This window comes from Streptomyces sp. NPDC029292 (assembly GCF_055569295.1).
In genome coordinates this window covers 40827-60138 of record NZ_JBVHXR010000017.1, presented here as the reverse complement: position 1 = coordinate 60138, position 19312 = coordinate 40827, and the positions used below count along the sequence as shown (strand labels likewise).

At 68.8% G+C, this 19312-nt stretch carries 16 protein-coding genes and 5 pseudogenes; 9 read left to right on the top strand and 12 right to left on the bottom strand.

Annotation, left to right across the window (positions count from 1 at the left end; genetic code table 11):
- Positions 1–515: 515 nt before the first annotated feature.
- The 3 genes from hemC to ACZ4WS_RS31905 all read right to left on the bottom strand — a co-directional run bounded on the left by hemC (position 516) and on the right by ACZ4WS_RS31905 (position 3316).
- Positions 516–1451 (bottom strand): hydroxymethylbilane synthase, encoded by a 936-nt coding sequence (gene hemC / locus ACZ4WS_RS31915; RefSeq protein WP_467985984.1) that lies wholly within the window; start codon positions 1449–1451, stop codon positions 516–518.
- Positions 1452–1987: 536 nt separating this feature from the next.
- On the bottom strand, positions 1988–2263 hold the full coding sequence (locus ACZ4WS_RS31910) for a hypothetical protein (protein ID WP_467985982.1): 276 nt from the start codon (positions 2261–2263) through the stop codon (positions 1988–1990).
- A 258-nt stretch (positions 2264–2521) separates the two neighbouring features.
- Positions 2522–3316: a DUF899 domain-containing protein gene (locus ACZ4WS_RS31905; protein ID WP_467985981.1), complete on the bottom strand. Its 795-nt coding sequence runs from the start codon at positions 3314–3316 to the stop codon at positions 2522–2524.
- A gap of 183 nt (positions 3317–3499) precedes the next feature.
- On the opposite strand from ACZ4WS_RS31905, the gene ACZ4WS_RS31900 reads away from it, so the two are divergent.
- Positions 3500–3655, top strand: coding sequence for a hypothetical protein (locus ACZ4WS_RS31900; RefSeq protein ID WP_467986309.1), 156 nt, complete (start codon positions 3500–3502; stop codon positions 3653–3655).
- Here the strand turns inward: ACZ4WS_RS31900 and ACZ4WS_RS31895 are convergent.
- Both ACZ4WS_RS31895 and ACZ4WS_RS31890 read right to left on the bottom strand, forming a co-directional pair.
- Positions 3637–4470 (bottom strand): annotated as a pseudogene (locus ACZ4WS_RS31895) (ISAzo13 family transposase); the annotation flags it as partial. The gene ACZ4WS_RS31900 and the pseudogene ACZ4WS_RS31895 overlap by 19 nt on opposite strands.
- Positions 4471–4604: 134 nt before the next feature.
- Positions 4605–5834 (bottom strand): cytochrome P450 family protein, encoded by a 1230-nt coding sequence (locus ACZ4WS_RS31890; RefSeq protein WP_467985980.1) that lies wholly within the window; start codon positions 5832–5834, stop codon positions 4605–4607.
- A 54-nt stretch (positions 5835–5888) separates the two neighbouring features.
- On the opposite strand from ACZ4WS_RS31890, the gene ACZ4WS_RS31885 reads away from it, so the two are divergent.
- The 3 genes from ACZ4WS_RS31885 to ACZ4WS_RS31875 are packed head-to-tail and all read left to right on the top strand — an operon-like array spanning position 5889 to position 7062.
- Positions 5889–6164: an FAD-dependent monooxygenase gene (locus tag ACZ4WS_RS31885; protein WP_467985979.1), complete on the top strand. Its 276-nt coding sequence runs from the start codon at positions 5889–5891 to the stop codon at positions 6162–6164.
- Positions 6086–6592: an FAD-dependent monooxygenase gene (locus ACZ4WS_RS31880; protein WP_467985978.1), complete on the top strand. Its 507-nt coding sequence runs from the start codon at positions 6086–6088 to the stop codon at positions 6590–6592. The genes ACZ4WS_RS31885 and ACZ4WS_RS31880 overlap by 79 nt, the downstream gene beginning before the upstream one ends.
- A complete protein-coding gene (locus tag ACZ4WS_RS31875; RefSeq protein WP_467985977.1) occupies positions 6502–7062 on the top strand; it encodes an FAD-dependent monooxygenase in 561 nt (186 codons plus the stop codon). The genes ACZ4WS_RS31880 and ACZ4WS_RS31875 overlap by 91 nt, the downstream gene beginning before the upstream one ends.
- Here the strand turns inward: ACZ4WS_RS31875 and ACZ4WS_RS31870 are convergent.
- The 6 genes and pseudogenes from ACZ4WS_RS31870 to ACZ4WS_RS31845 form a co-directional block, all read right to left on the bottom strand.
- Positions 6986–7489, bottom strand: a pseudogene (locus ACZ4WS_RS31870) (SMI1/KNR4 family protein); the annotation flags it as partial. The gene ACZ4WS_RS31875 and the pseudogene ACZ4WS_RS31870 sit on opposite strands and share 77 nt — an antisense overlap.
- 231 nt (positions 7490–7720) lie before the next feature.
- The gene (locus ACZ4WS_RS31865) at positions 7721–8614 is read right to left on the bottom strand and encodes a dihydrodipicolinate synthase family protein (protein ID WP_467985976.1); all 894 of its coding nucleotides are present in this window, start codon (positions 8612–8614) and stop codon (positions 7721–7723) included.
- Between the two features lie 94 nt (positions 8615–8708).
- Positions 8709–9188 (bottom strand): annotated as a pseudogene (locus ACZ4WS_RS31860) (acetamidase/formamidase family protein); the annotation flags it as partial.
- A gap of 37 nt (positions 9189–9225) precedes the next feature.
- Positions 9226–9648 (bottom strand): annotated as a pseudogene (locus ACZ4WS_RS31855) (acetamidase/formamidase family protein); the annotation flags it as partial.
- A gap of 52 nt (positions 9649–9700) precedes the next feature.
- Positions 9701–11152, bottom strand: a complete 1452-nt coding sequence (locus ACZ4WS_RS31850) for an aminotransferase-like domain-containing protein (protein ID WP_467985975.1) — start codon at positions 11150–11152, stop codon at positions 9701–9703.
- A 30-nt stretch (positions 11153–11182) separates the two neighbouring features.
- Complete coding sequence (locus ACZ4WS_RS31845) at positions 11183–12931, bottom strand: MOSC domain-containing protein (RefSeq protein ID WP_467985973.1); 1749 nt, start codon at positions 12929–12931, stop codon at positions 11183–11185.
- Positions 12932–12999: 68 nt separating this feature from the next.
- On the opposite strand from ACZ4WS_RS31845, the gene ACZ4WS_RS31840 reads away from it, so the two are divergent.
- Both ACZ4WS_RS31840 and ACZ4WS_RS31835 read left to right on the top strand, forming a co-directional pair.
- Positions 13000–14214 carry a pyridoxal phosphate-dependent aminotransferase gene (locus ACZ4WS_RS31840; RefSeq protein ID WP_467985971.1) on the top strand — a complete coding sequence of 405 codons (1215 nt, stop codon included), beginning with the start codon at positions 13000–13002 and terminating at the stop codon, positions 14212–14214.
- A 536-nt stretch (positions 14215–14750) separates the two neighbouring features.
- Positions 14751–15002, top strand: a complete 252-nt coding sequence (locus ACZ4WS_RS31835; RefSeq protein ID WP_467985969.1) for a DUF7660 family protein — start codon at positions 14751–14753, stop codon at positions 15000–15002.
- A 93-nt stretch (positions 15003–15095) separates the two neighbouring features.
- Here ACZ4WS_RS31835 and ACZ4WS_RS31830 read toward each other — a convergent pair.
- A pseudogene (locus ACZ4WS_RS31830) lies at positions 15096–15409 on the bottom strand (NUDIX domain-containing protein); the annotation flags it as partial.
- Between the two features lie 605 nt (positions 15410–16014).
- Between ACZ4WS_RS31830 and ACZ4WS_RS31825 the strand changes: the two are divergent.
- From ACZ4WS_RS31825 to ACZ4WS_RS31815, 3 genes are all read left to right on the top strand, one after another.
- A complete protein-coding gene (locus ACZ4WS_RS31825; RefSeq protein ID WP_467985967.1) occupies positions 16015–16908 on the top strand; it encodes a phosphotransferase in 894 nt (297 codons plus the stop codon).
- The gene (locus ACZ4WS_RS31820) at positions 16905–17369 is read left to right on the top strand and encodes an NUDIX domain-containing protein (RefSeq protein ID WP_467985965.1); all 465 of its coding nucleotides are present in this window, start codon (positions 16905–16907) and stop codon (positions 17367–17369) included. The genes ACZ4WS_RS31825 and ACZ4WS_RS31820 overlap by 4 nt, the downstream gene beginning before the upstream one ends.
- A gap of 71 nt (positions 17370–17440) precedes the next feature.
- Entirely contained in the window at positions 17441–19291 is a 1851-nt protein-coding gene (locus tag ACZ4WS_RS31815) for an ATP-binding cassette domain-containing protein (RefSeq protein ID WP_467985963.1), read from the top strand.
- The last annotated feature ends 21 nt before the right edge of the window (positions 19292–19312 follow it).

Sequence of the window (19312 nt, the reverse complement as noted above, 5' to 3'; positions counted from 1 at the left end):
AAGCACTTCCGCATCATCATGCGGGAGCCAGCGCTCAGTGCGCTGGTCTGCGGCGGCCGTGGTGATGGCGAGAGCCACTGACCACAAGCAGGGCGCCTTGGCGGCCTGGCCATCACCGCGGCCGGTCCACCGCCCCAAGTCCTGCCGCTGCAGGACCGTACGGCCGACGGCCGGTTGGTGTGGGTGATGCCACGGGGCCTCCGCCGAGTGACGAACGGCGTCCCTGCCCGTACGCAGAAGGAGTTGGCCATCGACCGACACCCTCGCGCCCGGGCATCGGCGACGGCCGTCGGCAGGGCGCCAGGCCGTGCTGGGCAGCTGGCGTGGACGGGGTGCTCTGGCGTAGCCGTAGCCAGCCTGGAGAACTTGCCTGCGCCTATTTTGGTCCCTCCCACCGCACCCGGCCACAACACCAGCAGCAACCGGTGAATCCGAGCGGGGTGTCCGCGCTTATCACGGCCGCAGCACCACGACGGCCCGGCCACGACTCCGTTTTGCGAGACCGGCCTGTCGTGTCAGTGCGCGATGGAGTCGATCAGAGTGCGTGCACCCTGACGGAGCAGCGCGACAGCGACCGAGGTGCCCAGGGTGGCCGGGTCGAGAGGGCCCTCCCATTCGTGGGCGTTGAGGACGGTCTTGCCGTCGGGGGTGAACACGCAGGCGCGCAGGGACAGTTCACCGTTGCGTTCGGCTTTGGCGTATCCGGCGATGGGTGAGTTGCAGTGGCCTTGGAGGACGTGGAGGAACATGCGCTCGGCGGTGGCTTCGCGGTGGGTGTCGGGATGGCCGAGGCCGCTGGCCGTGTCGATCAGGTCGGTGTCGTTCTCGCGGCACTGGAGGGCGAGGATCCCGGCGCCGATCGGCGGCAGCATCACCTCGGTCGGGAGGATCTCGGTGATCACGTCCGTGCGGTCGATGCGTTGGAGGCCGGAGACGGCCAGGAGGAGGGCATCGGCGTCGCCCGCGGCGAGTTTGTCCAGGCGGCGGTTGGCGTTGCCGCGCATCGGTACACAGTTCAGGTGGGGGTGGGAGGCGGCGAGCTGGGCGATGCGCCGTACGGAGGAGGTGCCGACGCGGGTGCCCTCTGGTAGTTCGTCGAGGGTAAGCCCGGTGGGGTGGACAAGAGCGTCGCGGATGTCGTCGCGTTTGAGGAAGGCGGCGAAGACGGTTCCGGCCGGCAGGGGCCGGTCGGCGGGGACGTCCTTGACGCAGTGCACCGCAAGGTCCGCCTGGCCGGCGAGGAGGGCAGCGTCGACTTCCTTGGTGAACGCGCCCTTGCCCTCGACCTGGGCCAGGTCTCCCATCCACTTGTCGCCGGTCGTCTTGACCGGCACGACCTCGGTGCGGATGTGCGGGTGGAGCGCCGCGAGTTCGCTGCGCACGCGCTCCACCTGGGCGAGCGCCATGGGCGAGTCGCGGGAGACGATGCGGATCAGTTCAGGGGCCGACATGCCGCCCACGATAGACCTTCACGGGCGGGCACCGAGCAGCAAGGCCCATCTCATCGGCGTGGCAGGCGAGTTGGAGCCTTCGGGCAGGTGCGCGAGGAAGGTGTCGACGCGGCGCTGGTGGCCGGGCGGTCAGGTGGCCTGTGGGAAAGGTCGTCGACTTCGTACAGGCCGCCTGGCTCCAGCAGGCCGCTCAGGTCCTGCAGCCGGTGGAATTTGCCCGGGCGGCAGTCGACTTGGGCAAGCGCGAGGCGTGGGCCTTCGCAGGTGTCCAACCTCCGGTCCGCGCCCATCGCGGCGAAGGTGATCGCGGATCGTCGCAGTGGTGTTCGGCGGCGATGGCCTGGATGGCGGGCTCTGCTTCCACGCTGAGGAGGCGGGCGTCCGGGGACATACCGTGCAGGAGCCAGGATGCGCCGACGCCGACGCCGACGCCGCGGCTGCGGCTGCGGCGGGGGCGGGGGGAAGCTCCAGATGTTCGGCCGCGCCGGCTTCGCCCTCCTCCGCAAACGTGTCCTGCTCTACTCATGATGTGGAGGTCACGTCTGATCCTCAAGGAGTCCGAAGCCCTCCGGGAACCCCTCCAGGAACTCCCGCCGCGCCAGATCGGTCTCGGCTTCAGCCATCGTCCCGAGCAGGTCCATCAACTCGCGCCGCTGGGCACCCGACAACTTGCTCACCAGGTGGGCAACACTCTCAAGGACCTTGACAGCATCGTCCGGATCCATCTGCTCGTCTTCACTGCCCTCGATGAACCAAAGGACATCAACCAGAGCCTCAGCCAGGGCATGGGTCAGAGACGGATACACGGACATCGAGTCCCTCGATTGGCCAGCGAAGAGCGGTTCGGACACCCCACCACACGCCGCTGACATCGCGGTCAGTTAGCCCTCCATACAACGAGAGCCAGAGCCGAGGAGCGGGCAACGTTTGTCGACGGTTTTAGGCAGCACTTAGCGATCACAGGGGCCCGAAAATATCGATGAGAACTGGCAACGCTGTGAGCGTGACGGGGCTCTTTGAATCTCGGCAGTGATGTTCTTCCCGTCAGTGGGCTGTGGCTGGCCGCATCGTCAGGTGTCGTATTCGTCGGGGAAGCGCATGTTGGGGCCGCCGACGTGCAGGCCGAGTGGGACCGCGCGCCCCTTCGGCTCTTCCCATGCCTCCTGGCGGCCGAGCGCGGTGAGGTCGAGGTAGTGGTAGCCGTTGTGGAACTCCTCGATGCCACGGCCGAACGTGGAGTAGGTGTGGAAGACCTCGTCGCCGACCCGGAGGAAGGTGCTGATGCCCGGCCAGTCGCCGCGCATACTCTCCGTGAACGGCATTCCGGCCTCGGCGAGTTCGGCCTCGGTGCGGTGGAAGATCTGCACGGGCGCGAGCCGATCGTCGACGGTCGCGTGGAAGTCGTAGTTGAAGTCGCTGCCGGCCGAGGAGTACCAGGGGAACGTCCAGCCCATCCGCTCACGGAACGCGGCGAGCTTCGCGTACGGCGCCCGTGTCACCGCGACGAGCGTGGTGTTGCGGACGTGCAGCTGCCTCAGCCTGCCGATGCCGTCGGCGGCGGAGGAGCAGCTGGAACAGCCGGCGTCGCGGGGGTGCTCGCTACCGTCGGCATCGATGTCGTAGGCCCACATGAAGTGGTGCATCACCAGCTGCGGCCGCCCCTCGAACAGGTCGAGCAGGCCCACGTTCCCGTTCGGCCCTTCGAACACGTACGGCTTGTCGATCCGAACCATCGGCAACCGTCGGCGGTCGGCGTTGACCCGGTCGCGCGCCCGGGTGAGCTCCTTCTCCTTGGCCAACAGCTCCTTTCGCGCGGCGAGCCACTCCTCGCGCGACACCACCTCGGGCAGGTTCCCCATCGACATGTGCACCTCCAGAGCTAATCTCAAATTTGTACCTTTTTATAGACTATGTGCAGGCTTGCACCGCGACTGGCCGTCGTCGGCGTGACGACGACGAGCTTGTCTCGAGCCAATTAGGCGGCGGGCTCGTTCAGCCGGTGGCGGCACCATGCCCGGCATCGGTCCGGGCCCGGGTGTGGGCGAGCCATGTACTGCTATGCGCACGATGAGATAGCAGACCTGCTGAAGATCAAGGTCGGCGACGTGGAGAACGCCCGCTACCTCTTCCGCAACAAAGTGCGCACCAGATGGAGCGCGGACGGCGGCCCGGTGAGCGCACCGCCCCAGCAACGGGTGCGGTAGCCGTTGGAGCCGCCCGCGTCGGCGGTGATCAGCAGGCGGGTGGCCCGCGGGTAGTCGTGCTGGCCGCGAGCCTGCCACCACCGGCGGATCGAGGCGAGTGCGAACTCGGCGGTGTCGTGATCGCATCCGACGCTGACCCAGCCAGTGTTCGCCGCGAGATCGTAGATTCCCTAGGGGATCGCCTTGCCTGGTCCCTGCCTGTCGAGGAAGTCATGTGTCTTGACCCGCACCGGCTCTCCCGGCCGCCGCCACTGGCGTCCGGCGTTCTTGTAGTCGCCGACCAGCTCCTTCTGCTTGGTGTCCACGCTGATGACCGGATCCTCGGCGCCCAGGTGGTCCGTGGCCTGGTCGTTGATGTAACGGAACTGGGCGTCGCGGTCGGGATGCTGGGTGCCCTCGATGGTCTTGGCATTCGCCTGGAGGCTGAAGCCCTCTTCCCTCAGCAGGTCACCGACCATGTCCGCGCTCGCCCTGTGCCGTTGGCGGGCAAAGTCGGCTGCAAGGTTTCGGGTCGACTTCGTCGTCCTGCGCAGCGGCGACATCGGATCACCCCGCACATCCGGTTCCACCGACGCCAACAGCGCGGGACGCAGCCCGGAATTGATCTCCGTGGCCCGCTTGCGGCCGCCACCAGGCCGGCGCACCCGTCCCAGCGGCGCCTCGCCCTCCTCGAGTTCGCCCACGCCCTATCGGACCGTGGTCTCGCTGACCCCGGCCGCCCACGCAACCGCCCGGACCCCGCCATGCCCCAGAATCCGGGCCTCCGCGCCCCTCAACAACCGACGTTGCCGCTCGTCCTGATGCGGGAACAACACCCCGAATCACACAGCGAGTTGACCACGCATCTCATCAGGGACGCGCATAGCACGTCAATGAGCCCCAGCACGGGAAGCAACATGTTGATTCTCTGCGAGCCCATAGGGCGTGCTGCACGTGCGGCGGCGGGGTGTCAGCCGAAGTCGTCGTCGGAGGTGAACGTGACGGGCAGTTGTTCGGGGCCGCGCAGACCGCCGGAGCGCCATCGCAGTTCGCTGGTCGGCACGGCCAGGCTGAGGTGGGGCAGGCGGCGCAGGGCGGTTCCAATGGCGATCTGGCCCTCGAGCCGGGCCAGCGGCGCCCCCAGGCAGTAGTGGATGCCGTGTCCGAAGGCGAGGTGCGCGTTGTCCTGCCGGGTGATGTCCAGGCGGTCGGGGTCCGGGAACTGCGCCGGGTCGCGGTCGGCGATGGCGGAGGCGACCAGCACGGTCGCTCCGCGCGGGATTGTCACTCCCGCGATGGCGACATCCTCGCGCGCGAACCGGGCGATGCCGGGGTTGACCGGTCCGTCGTAGCGCAGGAACTCCTCGATCGCACCGGACAGCAGTTCCGGATCGTCCCGCAGCATCCTCAGCTGGTCGGGGTGGGCGAGCAGCGCGGCGATGCCGCTGCCGATCAGGTTGACCGTGGTGATGTATCCGGCCACCAGCAGCAGGAAAGCCATGGCGATCAGCTCGTCCTCGTCCAGCCGGTGTTCCTCGTCCCGGGTGGCGATCAGCGCGCTGAGCAGGTCGTCCCCGGGCCGGGCTCGCTTTTCCTCGAGGAGTCTGGTCAGGTACGAGCGCATCTGGCGCCAGGCTCGGTCGATCCGGGCCGGGTCCGGCGGCTCGCCTCCTTGAAGGATCATGTCGTCGGTCCACCGCTGGAAGTCGTGCCGGTCGGCGACAGGCACTCCGAGCAGTTCGCCGATCACAGTGACGGGAAGCGGCAGCGCAAAGTCCTCGACGAGGTCGGCCTTGCCGACGGGCACGATCGCGTCGAGCAACCGGTCGGTGATCTCCTGGACGCGGGGCCGCAGCTCGGCCACCCTGCGGGCGGTGAACGCCTTGGAGACCAGGCGGCGCAGGCGGGTGTGGTCGGGCGGGTCGGAACGGAGCATGGTGCGCAGCATCGACTCGCGCTCCGTGGCCGGCAGCCGCTCGAGGAGCCGGGGGTCCGAGGCATCGCGTACGTCGCTGCTCAGTCGTGAGTCGGACAGGGCTGCGAGGCCGTCTTCGTAGCGCGTGACCAACCATGCCTCGACGCCGCCGGCGATGACGGCGCGCCGTACCGGGCCGTCCTCGCGCAGCTGCCGGTAGAGCGGGAAGGGATCCGCCATGAAGGCCGGATCGGCGTAGGGCAGAAGGACCGGCTGCTGGCTCATCAGGCCTCCAGGGGCGTCACGCACGAACCCACACGGCGAAGTTGTTCATTTTTGATGCTATATGCCCGAATAGCTTGGGTCGGGGATGTCACCGAAGGGAAGGCTGCGATGGAGCGGACAACGTGCTGCGTGGTGGGCGGCGACCCCGCGGGAATGGTCCTCGGACTGCTGCTGGCCCGGGCCTGCGTGGCCGTCACGGTCCTGGAGAAGCACGGCACGGCGGCTTTCTGCGCGACTTCCGCGGCGACACAGTGCATCCCTCGACCCTGGCGCTGCTGGACGACCTCGGTCTGGCCGAGCGCTTCGCCCGTCTGCAGCAACGTCGGGTGACCAGGGTCCAGCTGCCGCTCGGCGCTGACGGTTCGCTGATCAGCGTCTCGGACTTCAGCGCGCTGCCGGGCCCGTACAACTACGTGGCGATGGTGCTGCAATGGGACCTGCTCGACCTCCTTGCCGACGAGGCCCGAAAGGAGCCGTCCTTCTCCGTGCGGATGTACACCGAGGCGACGTCCTTCCTGGTGGAGCACGGACGGGTCACCGGGGTGCAGTACCGCACGTCCGACGGCCGTACCGGCGAACTGCGGGCCACCCTCACGGTGGCCTGCGACGGTGGGGCTCGCTGGCCCGGTCGCGGCCCGAACTGCGACTGCGGCAGTTCACCTGCCCCATGGACGCCTGGTGGTTCCGGCTGCCACGGCGGGAGGGCGACCCGCACGGGCTTGCGGGAGGCGCAGGCGACCGGATCCTCACCGCGATGATCGACTGTGGGGAGTACGGGCAGTGCGCTGCGGTCATGGGACGAAGTGAAGATGCTCGACGTACGGCTCGACCGCCTCCGGCGCCGGCACGCCCGAGACTGCTGTGCATCGGTGACGCGGCGCACGCGATGTCACCGGTCTTCGGCATCGGCATCGGAATCGGCATCAACCTCGCCGTCGAAGACGCAGTGGCCGCCGCGCGGCATCTCGTCGAACCGCTGCGCAGGGGTGTGGTCGGCCTGCGGGACCTACGCGGCATCCATCCGACTCGGATGTCAGTGACTGACTCAGCTCGGGGCCACACGTGTTTGTGCGAGTTCACCAGGCGAGACGGCCGTCCTCGGCCTTCCCGTGCCTGCGCATCTCGTCTGCGAGGGAGTGGAAGTATTCCGCCAGTGAGTCATGGGTTTCGAACTGGTTCAGGTCACCGTCGCTCCATCGTCCCAGCATGCCTGTGCCGGTGTCGATGAACCGGCCGTAGAGCCAGTCCGTCTCCACGGCGAAGGGGATCCAGTCACGGTGCCATCCCAGGCATTCGCGGTCCGGGTAAGGCGACGGCTCCATTGCTTCGAGCTCGGTGCGCCATTCATACACCTGCACGATCTGTTCCACGGACAGCAGGTGCCAGCTGGAGGGAAGGAAGCTGCTGTACGGGCCGGCGAATTTGCCGCTTGCGTCATCGTCGGCCATTCGCACGCCGTTGTTGGTCAGCAACCACGTCCACATTTCCTGCGGGAAGCTCACGCCGAGACTTGCTTCGGCATCGGTGATCATCTTCGGTGTTGCAGGTCCGCACAGGGCAGCCGCGTTCTTGGGGGCGTTCCGCTCAAGCCACCTTGTGACCCGACCCCACGCCTGCCGGACATTCTCTGCCTCGCGTGACCGTACTTCATTCATCCGTGATCTCCAGGGTGTTCTGCACGGGTGTTCTGCACGCATGCGGTTCTTCGGAACGTGGCTGTTCATGGGAGGTTCGGCCCCGGTCCGACGATGGCAGGCAGTCGGCTGCCGATGCCGCCCGTGAGCAGGCGCCCGCAGGTTCCGGTTGCGGTCGTCGGACCGCGGCGACGTGTCGGCAGTGTTTGTGTAGGCGGGGCGTGCTGTCGGGTCATGGTGGAGACGCTTCGTTCAGGCGATGAGGCCGAGGGAGTTCAGCGCGGCTGCCACCTCTTGGCGTGCGGCCGTGTCCAGGCCGCGCAGCGGACGCGGCAGATTCGGCTCCCCGACCAGACTGAGCTCTTCGGCGGCGGCGGACACGACGCGCAGACTCCCGTACCGGCGGAACAGTGCCCACAGCGGCTCCAACTCCTCGGACAGAGCTGTGGCTTCGGCTGCGTCGTCTGCCTGGGCGGCGCGCGTGAGGGCGAGAGCGGTCTGCGGGAACAGCCCCCCGATGACCGAATACCAGGCGTCACACCCGGCGTTCAGGCCACCCGCGGCCGCCCAGTCACCGCTGACGCCGATGGTGACCGTCTCGGGAACCAGCGCCCGCAGTGCGTCCACTCGCGCCTTTGCCAAGGCCGGATCGTCGGGTACTCCTGGAATCTTGATCGAGGCGACAGCGGGCAAGTGGGCGATCCGGCCATGCAGTTCGTCGGTGAAGTGCACGCGGGTGGTGGCCGGGTTGTCGTACACGCACAGCGGCACCGACAGCTCGCGAGTGACGTCCTCGTAGAGGCCGAAGACCTCATCCTCGGTGAGGGGTTGGTACGTCATCGGGGCGAGCAGCACGGCGGAGGCCCCGGCCTGCTGTGCGTCCTCGGCCAGCGCCAGGACCTGGGAGGTGCGCAGCGCGCCGATGCTGACCATGACCGGGGTGGCGTCGGCCGCTTCGACCGCGATCCGTGTCGCCCGCGCGCGTTCCTCACGGGAGAGGTATGCGTAGCCGCCGGTGGAACCCAGGGCGCCGATCGAGTCGACTCCTGCGGTCGCGAGTCTGGACACGAGGGTGGAGTACGCCTTCTCGTCGATGCCGTCCTCGCTGGTCGGGGTGAGGGGGAAGGCACTGAGGCCGCGGAACATGGGGACTCCTCGAAAATGTCGTAAGGACAGAGAAGGAAGCTTCGTGAAGGGAGGATGCGGTGTCAGCCGGTCGCCGCAACGGCCGCGCCTTGGCTCATCCCGTTGCCTCGAACAAGGAGCGCGGCAGAGTGAAGCCGACGTTCCAGACCCCGGCGTCCACGATCTCGAAGATGCGGAGGTCTCCGGCGAGGCTGCAGAGCACGTAGGCGTCCTCGGGTGCCAGGCCGTGTTGCTCCACGATCAGGTCGATCATGCCGCGTACGGCCGTTCTGGCGCCCTGCATCAGGTCCGCGTGGATGCCCATCGTGCCGTAGTAGCCGTCGGTGTCTGCCTGCGGTCCGGAGAATGCCGGGACGGTGAAGCGGGGTGTGGCGAGCGTCTGGTGGCGGACGTTGAATCTCAGGGTGGCCGTCATGTCGGTTTCGATGGCGCTGACGCACACCTCGCCGTCGCCCTGTGCCGCGTGGGGGTCGCCGCAGGAGAACATCGCGCCGCCGCGGAAGACGGGCAACTGCAGCGTGGCGCCTTGGGTGAGGTGCCGGGTGTCGACGTTGCCGCCTCCTTTGTGCGGGGGGGGGGAACGCCGAGGCGGTGTCGATGTCGTCCGGCAAGGTGCCCATCACGCCGAGGAACGGGTTGATCGGGATGCGTACGCCGGGAACCAGCTCGGTGAGGTCGCCTGCGCTCAGGTCGAAGTAACGGATGAAGGGATCGGGGAAGTCCTCAGGCAGGAGGCCCAGTTGCGGGAGTACGGCGCACCAGCCCCACGCGCCGGGGGTCAGTTCGAGGATATCGATTTCGAGCACGTCGCCCGGGCGTGCTCCTTCCACGTGGATCGGGCCGAGGAGGTGGTAGAGCATGGTGAAGTCGGCGGTGGTGTGCTCGTAGGAGATTCCTTGGCGGATCTGCCCGTGGCCTGCCATTTTGAGGTCGAAGTGGACGACGTCGCCCGGCTGTGTGCGCAGGGTGGGTTCCAGGGAGGCGTCCCATGCGTGGTGGACGCGGCTCCCGTCGATGACATGTTCGCGAGGCATTGGTCGGTCTCCGGTTCCTTGGTCTTTCGGTCCGAGTGCGCGTGAGGAGCCGTCAGACGTGGGTGCCCGAGGCCCAGGTCGGCCCGCGGTCCAGGCCGTCGAGCAGGGTGCGGATCGCCGTGGTCAGGGTGGGGACGTCGGGGGCGTTGCCCAAGCACAGCCTGACCCCCCGGGGGCCGGCCTGGTCTCCGGCGCCGAAGTACACCGTGGGGCTGATGGAGATGCCCAGGCCGTCCGCGAGCGCGACCACCTCGGACGCGCTCCATGGTTCACGCAGCTCCACCCAGGCGTGCAGCGCGGCGGTCCTGACGTGGCTGATCTCCCGGTGCCCGCCCAGCAGTTGCTCGGCCGCCGCTCGTCGGCGTGCCATCTCCTCGCGTTGCCAGTCGAGCAGCCGGTCCGCGGTGCCGTCGTCGAGCCAGCGCATGGCGACGGCGGTGGAGAGCGGCGAGGGGTTGAAGACGGTCGCGCGGTTGAGGGCACCGAGGCGGTCGGCCAGCTGTGGCGGTCCGGCGAGGAAACCGCAGCGCAGCCCCGGCGCGAGGGTCTTCGACAGGCTGGTGAGGAAGAGGGTGCGTTCGGGTGCCAGGGCGGCCAGCGGGGTGACGTCGGTGTCCGTGTCCGGGAGCAGCAGTCCGAAGACGTCGTCCTCGATGATCAGCAGGTCGTGGCGGCGAGCGATGTCGACGATCGCCTGCCGTCGCCGCGCGGAGAGGGTGATGGCGGTCGGATTGTGCGCCGTGGGCATGCAGTACAGAGCTCGTGGCGCCGTACCGGATGTGCAGGCCTCCTCCAGCGCCTGAGGGATCAGACCCTCCGTGTCCATGGCGACGGCAGACATCCTGATGCCCAGCAGCTGCGCCGCGGACTTGACCCCGGGATACGTCAGCGCCTCGGTGAGGAGCACCTCGCCGGCCCGGAGCGACGTGGCCAGCGCCACGAGGAGGGCGCCCTGGCCCCCGTGGCAGATCGCCACCTGCCCGGGGTCGACATCCAGACCGCTGCGCGCCAGCCACCTGCACGCGCTCCGGCGGTGCTCGTAGCTGCCGAGGTCGGGTGCGTAGCCGAGGAGCGCGCCGACGTCGCCGGTGGTCGACACCGCCGTGAGTGCCCGGCGCAGCAGTTCCTCGTGCATGCCCCTGGCCGGGGCGTTGACCGCCATGTCGAGCCGTCCGGTACCGGCCGGCTGCCCGGAGGCCGACTGCGCCGAAGCCGGGGTGTCCCGCAGGTGGGGAATGCCCGAGACGCCCGAGACGAAGGTGCCTCGCCCGACGGTGCTCCTGATCAGCCCCTGCTGCTCGGCCTCGCGGTACCCGCGGCTCACCGTCGGAACGGCGATGCCCAGCTCACGCGCCAGCTCACGGTGGGTCGGCAGGCGGTCCCCCGCCACCAGGCGGCCGGTCGTCACGGCGGTGGCAATCGCATCCGCGATGCGCCGGTAGACCGGTCCGGTCTGGACTTCTTCGTCCAGCAGGTCCGTGAACAGGCTGGGGTCTGCCGACATCACTCTCCCATTGGTGTAGATCGATCACTCCTACAGATCGATCATGACGCTCGTGGTGGGACGAGCACAGCACACTGTTACCTGTCCGGGCTGCACGCCGTCCATCGGGTCGATCGCGTACTCGACCTCGCCGTCGTCGATCCTGGACACGCAGGTCCCGCACAGCCCGGTGCGGCAGGAGGCTTCGGGGCGCAGACCGGCCTGTTCGGCCAGCGCGAGCAGGCTGAAGGTGTTCTCCCGCCACTCGACAGCGATCCCCGAACGGGCAAAAGTCACGACGATCGGCCGCCCGTCGGCGTCCACCGCCACCGGACCGGCCTCCGCGGCATCGCCGGCCCCGTCGCCGAACGACCGTGCCGCCCCGAAGAACTCGAAGTGCACCTGGTCGGCGGGAACGCCCCGGTCGGTCAGGCCGGTGACCATGTCCTCCATGAAGTCGGCAGGCCCGCAGATGTAGTAGTCAGCCTCCAGCGACGGCAGGCTCCGCTCCAGTGCGGCGGGAGTGAGCCGCCCGGCCTCGTCGAAGTCCCGTCCGAGGACGTCTTCGGACCCGGGACGGCTGAACATCAGATGGCTGTGCAGCTGCTCACCGGACGCGACCAGGCGGCGCACCTGGGGGCCGAAGGCGAGATCGTGCGACGAGCGGGCCCCGTGCGCGAAGAGGACCGGGCGTCCCGGCTCGCGCTCGGCGAGCTGTTCCAGCATGGCGAGCATGGGCGTGATCCCGATCCCCGCGCTGATGAGCACCACCGGCCGGTCGCCGGGCTGGACGACGAACCGCCCGCGCGGCGAGCGGGCCAGGAGCTGCGCCCCCTCCTCGACCTGTGCGTGCAGATGCCCGGAGGCGACCCCGGCAGGGATATCCGGCGACGCGGCCGGCGCGGGCTCGCGCTTGACGGCGATACGGTAGCCGTGGCCGTCCGCACTGCGCCCGACCAGCGTGTACGTCCGCACGACAGGCTTGTCGGCGCCCGGCACATCGAGCGACAGGGTCAGGAACTGGCCCGCCTCGAAGTCCGGCAGGCGCGTGCCGTCCGGGTCGGCCAGGTCGAACGAGACCACCTCGGCCGCTTCCTGGCGGCGGGCCGTGACGAGGAGCGCACGGTCGCCGGACCACGCGTCGTCTCCCTGGGCGCGGCGGAGCAGTCTCTCGGCCTTGGTGCGCAGCGCCGTCGGCAGCGCGGAGCAGGCCAGCACGCGGCTGAGCTCCTCGACGCCAGGTCGCTGCAGATGCATTACGCGGGCCAGGTCGGCCACGGACATGTCGTCCTCGCCGCGGTGCAGCAGCTCGATCTTGTCGCCAGGGCGTACGAGACCGGGTTCGACGACGCTGCAGAAGAAGCCGACCCGTCCGCTGCGCAGATAGCGGGTCGGGAAGTCCTCCTCGCCGAGCCGGACCGCCATCTTCCGGCAGGGGATGCGTGGCTGCGTCACCCGCAGCCGGACGTCGCCGATGCGCAGTTCGTCGCCGAGCATGACCTCGTCGTCCGCGGGACCCTCGATGGTCAGGTTCTCGCCGAAGGTGCCATGAGGCAGCCGGCGGCCGAGCTCGCTGTCCCAGCTGTCGTAGTAACTGCGCTGGTAGAAGAGCAGCGCGCGGTCCAGATCGTCGGCGTCGTCGACGTGGTCGTCAGTGACCAGCCCACTCGCCTCGACCCGGACCGGGCCGTCCGTGGGGCGTTTGTCGAAGCCGGTGATGATCGTCTCCCCCTGGACGGTCATCGCCTCCGCCTGCCCGACATTGACCGAGAGCAGCGCCCCGAAGAAGTTGTGCGTCATGGCGCGAACGTAACATTACAATTCTCCGATGGTCAATGCATTGTCATTGGACAATCGGCATTGAGCACATGCGCCAGGTAACTCAGTCCAGCAAGCTCCGACACGTCCGCTACGACGTCCGTGGTCCGATCCTGGAGGAGGCCCACAAGCTGGAAGCCGAGGGCCACCGGATCATGAAGCTGAACATCGGCAACCCCGCCGTGTTCGGGTTCCAGGCCCCTGAGTCGATCCTGACCGGGATGATCCACAGCCTTCCCGAGGCGCAGGGCTACTCCGATTCGCGCGGGGTCTTCCAGGCCCGCACCGCGGTCGCGAACTTCTACCAGGAGGAGGGCCTCAAGGACGTCACGGTCGAGGACGTCTTCATCGGCAACGGCGTCAGCGAGATGATCTCGCTGGTCCTGCAGGCCCTGGTCGACCACGGCGACGAGATCCTCGTCCCCTCACCCGACTACCCGCTGTGGACCGCGGCCGTAACTCTGGCCGGTGGCAGGGCAGTTCACTACCGCTGCGACGAGTCGGACGCCTGGAACCCCGACCTCGACGACATCGAGAGCCGGATCACCCCCCGCACCAAGGCCCTGGTGCTGATCAACCCGAACAACCCGACCGGTGCGGTCTACTCCGAGGAGACCGTCCGCGGCTTCGTCGACCTCGCCACCAGGCACGACCTCGTCCTCATGTGCGACGAGATCTACGAGAAGATCCTCTACGACGGCGCACAACACGTACACGCGGCGACGTTCGCGCAGGACATTCTGTGCCTGACCTTCAGCGGCCTCTCCAAGGCGTACCGCGTCGCCGGATTCCGCTCCGGCTGGGTCGTGGTCACCGGCGCCCGCGAGCGCGCCACGGACTTCCTGGAGGGCCTGACCCTGCTGGCCAACATGCGGATGTGTGCCAACGTCCCCGCCCAGCACGCGATCCAGACAGCCCTCGGCGGCCACCAGTCGATCAACGACCTCGTTCTGCCGGGTGGCCGACTACGGGAACAGCGCGACGTCGCCCACCAACTGCTGTCCGAGATCCCGGGCGTGACCTGCGTGAAGCCCCAGGGCGCCCTCTACCTCTTCCCCCGCTTGGACCCCGACTTCTACGACATCCAGGACGACCAAGCCTTCGTCATCGAGCTGCTGCGGGCGACCCACATCCTCATCACCAACGGCACCGGCTTCAACTGGCCAGAACCCGACCACGTCCGCATCGTCACCCTGCCCAGTGTCAAGGACCTCCAGTACGCCATTGAACGCATCGCAGGATTCCTGGAGACCAAGCGGCGCTGAACGGGGCAGTCGCGCATCATGGTCAGTGCGGCCACGAAGCAGTACACGGCTCCCTGCAGGGCGCGCAGTTCGTCGCCGAGTTCCCGATCGGTGAGGTCGGTGCGCCACGGCCCCGTGGTGCCGACCTCAACGACGAGCACGTCACAGCCTTCGCTTGCGCGACACACCTGACCACCGACGAAGTCACCGGACTACTCCTCGCCCCGCTCGGAGAGCGATACGGACCACTGAACCCCGCGCTCACACCGCGCAGAACACCAGCGCGGATGATCTACGACAACCCATGGGTGCTGGCTCGCTCCACCCGTTACTGCGGACCACGACGTTGAACACGTCGGAGAGCCCCTGAGGCGCATAGACGCGCTACCCGCCGCCGGGCTCCAGCCGTCCCCTCAGACAGCACGTCGTCGCTGCGAGGTCATGTCCCGCCAAGGGACGTCCTGCTGCCCGATGAGCTGACAGCACCGCTGGAGACGACGCTCGTCCGCGACTCCACCGGCTCGCGTTCGCGCAACGCCTGCGAGGAGATAGCGGCAGTGCTGGCGGACAGGGCGCGCGAGGTGCGCACCAGAGAGGATCTGGTGGCCTTCCTGCGCTTGGCCGCCGAGGACCTTACGGCGAACCCGGATGACTGGGAGAACGATTCCCTGCCCGCCTTCCTGGAGGCCTGGGCCGCCTGGCTGAACGACTGCCCCGGGTGGTTCGCGAGAACCGGGGAGGAGGTTCCCGAATCACCTAGCTGGAAGTTCGTCGGGGACATGGTGATGACGGCCCGGGTCTACGAGTGAGGATCTACACCGAGGGCGCTTCTGCGGGGCACCGTGGAACCGACCTCTGGGCCGCTATGTCGTCGACAAGACGGGTTGTCAGGCAGGGGTGGTGTCCGGCATCACGGCTTCGTGCACGCCGAGCCAGTGAGGGCTCAAACCGCTGCGGTTGAGACACGTGAACAGCAAGCGCGGCAGCACACGAATGCCCAGCTCTTCGGCCAGCTCTCGCGCCGCGGCCTGTTCATAGGACTCGCCGACATCCACGGCGCCACCGACGACGACCTCATTGAGCCCCGGGAAGCGCGCCACCTGCTCCGACCGCCGGTGGACGAGGATCCGCTCACGCTCATCACGACACACCGTCGAGGCGACCCGATGCAGCCAGCCCCCGGGATGGCCTGCCGACGGCTGACCACGCCCTGCACACGATCTTGACATCACCGCTGATCGGGTGGCGCGGACAACGACTCCCGCGCCACCGGAGAAGGCGTCGACGCCTGGTCCGAGGCGCCGCCGTCCCTTCCGGCAGACCCGCCTTGGCAGAGCCCACCGACAACGCCGCTTCCCAGCACTTCGCGGAGACAGCCCCAAGGACCTCTGCCGGGAGGCCGAACAGGGGTGACGACAGATGTCCTGCAAATACGACACCTGTCGTGCTCAGCCTCAAAAGCAATCCCTCGATCGGGTAACGGCCCCCGGGAGAGTGGATCGAACGGCACATCACGACGGCGTCACCCAACGGCCCCTAGGCCCCGGCCCCCGCATTCGAACTTGCGCCTGAAGATTCGCCCGGCGCCGCCCGTGACGACCCGTTGATCAGGTCAGTTCTTGAGGCACGAAATCGCACACCCCGACCGCAGGAGGAACCCGTGAACCCCATCCCCGCTCCCGTCGCCGTCCCCCCTGCGTTCGAACGGCCCGCTCTCGTGACGAACACCGTGAACACCGTGGTGACACCGGCCGTGCGCAAGGTTGACGCCGCCGTCGCAGCCGTCGCGGATACGTCACGCCGAGCACCGAGGTGGGGGGCATGACCGAGAGGCAGACGCTGCACCAGTCCGCACGAGCCTGGGCCGAGATCGCCATCGGCCCCCTCACCGTCGTACGCGATGCCTCGCGCCCCGGGCCCACTCCCCGGATGTGGGAGGTGGTCCGGGAGACGGACGGCGAACGCTACTTCGTGAAGATCGCGCCCAGGCCGGTCTTCTACACGAGGGAGACCTTCGCCTATCGGTCGGCCGTTCCCTTCCTCGGCGCCGCGCGGGCGCCGAGGCTGGTGGCGTCCTCGGCCCAGCACCTCGCCCTGATCCTGACCGCCCTCCCCGGCACACCCTTGTCCCGGCTGGAACTGACTGACGCTCAGCGGCAGTCGGCGCACCGGCAGGCCGGCGTGCTGCTCTCCGAGCTGCACCAGGCCGGCAAGCTGAACCGGGTGACCCGCGCAGAGGCGGCGGAGGCAGTGCCGTCGGCCGCGGGCGGCGCGCAACGGTCCATCGAAGCCGCCGGAGACCGGATGACGGCCGAGGAACAGAAACTGGTGCGCACGCGCGCCGACGAGCTGCGCTTCGTCGGGCGCGTCCCGCTGGGGCTCATCCATGGCAACGCGCGGGAACGCCATCTGCTCTGGACAGACCGCTCCCAGCCGATGGCACTGATCAACTACGAGCGGGCGCGGTTCGCCGCCCTCGTCCAGGACCTTGTGCCCATGGCCTGCGGGCCCTGGGCCGACAACCCGCGCCTGCGAGACGCCTTCTTCACCGGCTACGGCCGGTGCCTGACCGGCCCGGAGGAGCGCGCGCTCGTCTGTCTGGCCACGGTGCACGCCGCGAGCCGTCTGGCCTGGGGAGTGATCCACGACGACCGCGAGGTCACCCAGCGCGCGCGTGCGACCCTGGCCCGGCTGGCCGAGGAGGGCGCCGCGTGAACGCTCCCTACCTGAGTCCGGCCCACGTCATCGTGCTGCTCCAGCGCAGCGACGGACGGGTCCTCGCCGTACAGCACACCGATGCCTCCGCCACCGCCCCCGGCCAGATCACCGTCATCGGCGGCACGCTGAAGCGGGACGAGTTCCTGGACGAGGGCGCTCTGCGCGAGCTGGCCGAGAAGACCGGAGTCCGCGTCGCACCCACGGACCTGGAGTTCTGCCAGTTGGTGCACGACCAGGCCCCGGACGGTGCGCGGATCATCAGCGTGCTCTTCACCGCGCAGCGGTGGCAGGGCGAGCCCCGCAACGCCGAACCGGAAGAACACCGCGCCATGCTGTGGGTCGACCCGGGCCGTCCACCGTCCGACTGCCACCCCTACACCCTCCAGGTCCTGCGGAACTTCACGGCCGGACGGCTGTACGGGACCATGACCGCGCCCGCGGGCGGAGGTGCCGCGTGAAACGTGATCTCGTACCAGCGCAGGGCGCCCCGGCCGGTGCCGGATCAGCCAGCCGCGGCACAGCGGCGGCTGTGCCTCCTCCGCCGCCTGCCGAGATCCGCTACGAGGGCCGGCACGCGAAGAACCCGCTGAACGAGGCAGCGTTCAGCACGATGCGCGCGCGGCTGCCGCACGTCCTGGCGCAGACCGCGCGGATGGCCTGGGCCATTGACCGGCGGGCCGTGCTCCTGCTGCTCGGCTGTCAGCTGCTGACCGGCGCGGCGGCGGCCGTCCTGCTGAAGTCCACGACGCACGCCATGCGTCCGATCCTGTCCGACGGTGCCGTGTCCGAGCGCCTCCACCAGGCGCTGCCCGCGCTGCTGGTCATCGCCGGCGCGGCAGCGGCCGGACGGGTTGCGACCGCGCTGTCCTCGTACGCCGACGGGCGGATCACACCGCCGCTTACCACCGCCGCGGACAGCGCCCTCGTCGAGGCCGTCTGCCGCGTGGAGGCCGCCGCCCGCGGCGAGGACGGCTTCGCGGACCGCCAGGAGGCCGCGGAGATGGGAGTGATCCGCAGCCACGTGATGGTGCAGGACGCCACCCGCTTCACCGCCGCCGTGGTCCGGATGATCACCGCCGGCGGGGTGCTGTCCGTGCTGCACCCGCTGATGCTGCCGTTGCTCCTGCTCGCCGTCATCCCTGCCGCCGTGGGCGCGATCCTGCACGCGAAGGTCACTTACGAGACCCACTACGCCAACGTGGGCGACCGCAACGTACGGCAGAACATGCGTGGTTGGGCGACCTCCCCGAAGTTCACCGACGAGATCCGCGCCAACGGCATGACCGGCTACCTGGTGTTCTGGAACCGGACGATCTCCGAACGCGTTGACGCGCGCACCCTCGCCGTGGCGCCCAGGATGCTGCGGATCGTGCTCGCCAGTTCGGCGATCGGCGGCGTCTTCCTCATCGCCGCGTGGGCCGCACTCGCCTGGCTGGCCGCCACCGGCCGGATCGAGCCGGCGACCGCCGCCACCGCGGTCGTCGCCGTGCAGACGACGCTCGCCGCCCTCAGCCAGCTGGTCATCTATGGCGCCGCCATGTTCCACAGCGCCCTGTACCTCGCCGACATGGACAGTTTTCTCGACTACGCCGCCGTACGCGCCCCCAAACGGGGCGAGTTCGCTCTCACCGGTCCGCTGGAGGAGATCCGTGTCGACGAGGCCGTCTACCGCTATCCCGGCAAGGAGACCCCGGCCGTGGCCGGGGTGTCGCTGACGGTGCGACGCGGCCAGATCCTTGCCGTGGTCGGCGAGAACGGTTCCGGGAAATCGACTCTCACCCGACTGCTCACGGCAATCTTCCTCACGGACAAGGGCAAGGTCAGCTGGAACGGCCACGATGTCGCCGGCCTCGATCCGGACCACCTGTGGGATCTGTCCGGGCTGGTCCCACAGAACTTCGCCCAGTGGCCGCTGTCCGTCCGCGACAATGTCACCCTCGGACAACCCCACGAGACCGAGGACGACCTGGTGTGGCAGGCACTGGAGGCGGTCGGCCTGCAGGAGGCGGTCGAGGAGCTTCCCAACGGCCTGGACACGCTGCTGGCGAGGGAGCTGTGGGGCGGCACCGAGCTGTCCGGCGGGCAGTGGCAGCGCCTGGCGTGCGCCCGGGCCCTGTACCGGAGAGCGGGCCTGCTGATCCTGGACGAGCCGACCAGCCAGATGGACGCCCGGGGCGAGCACAAGGTCCTCGAACAGATCAAGGCGATCGGCGGCGACTGCATCACGATCGTGGTCACCCACCAGCTCATCAACACCAAGATCGCCGACCGGATCCTCGTGATGGAACACGGCCGGATCGCCGAACAGGGCAGCTACGACGAACTCGCCCACGGCGGCGGCCTGTTCGCTGAACTCCTGGCCCTGTCCACCGACCGATGACCACCAGGGTGCCGCACTCTG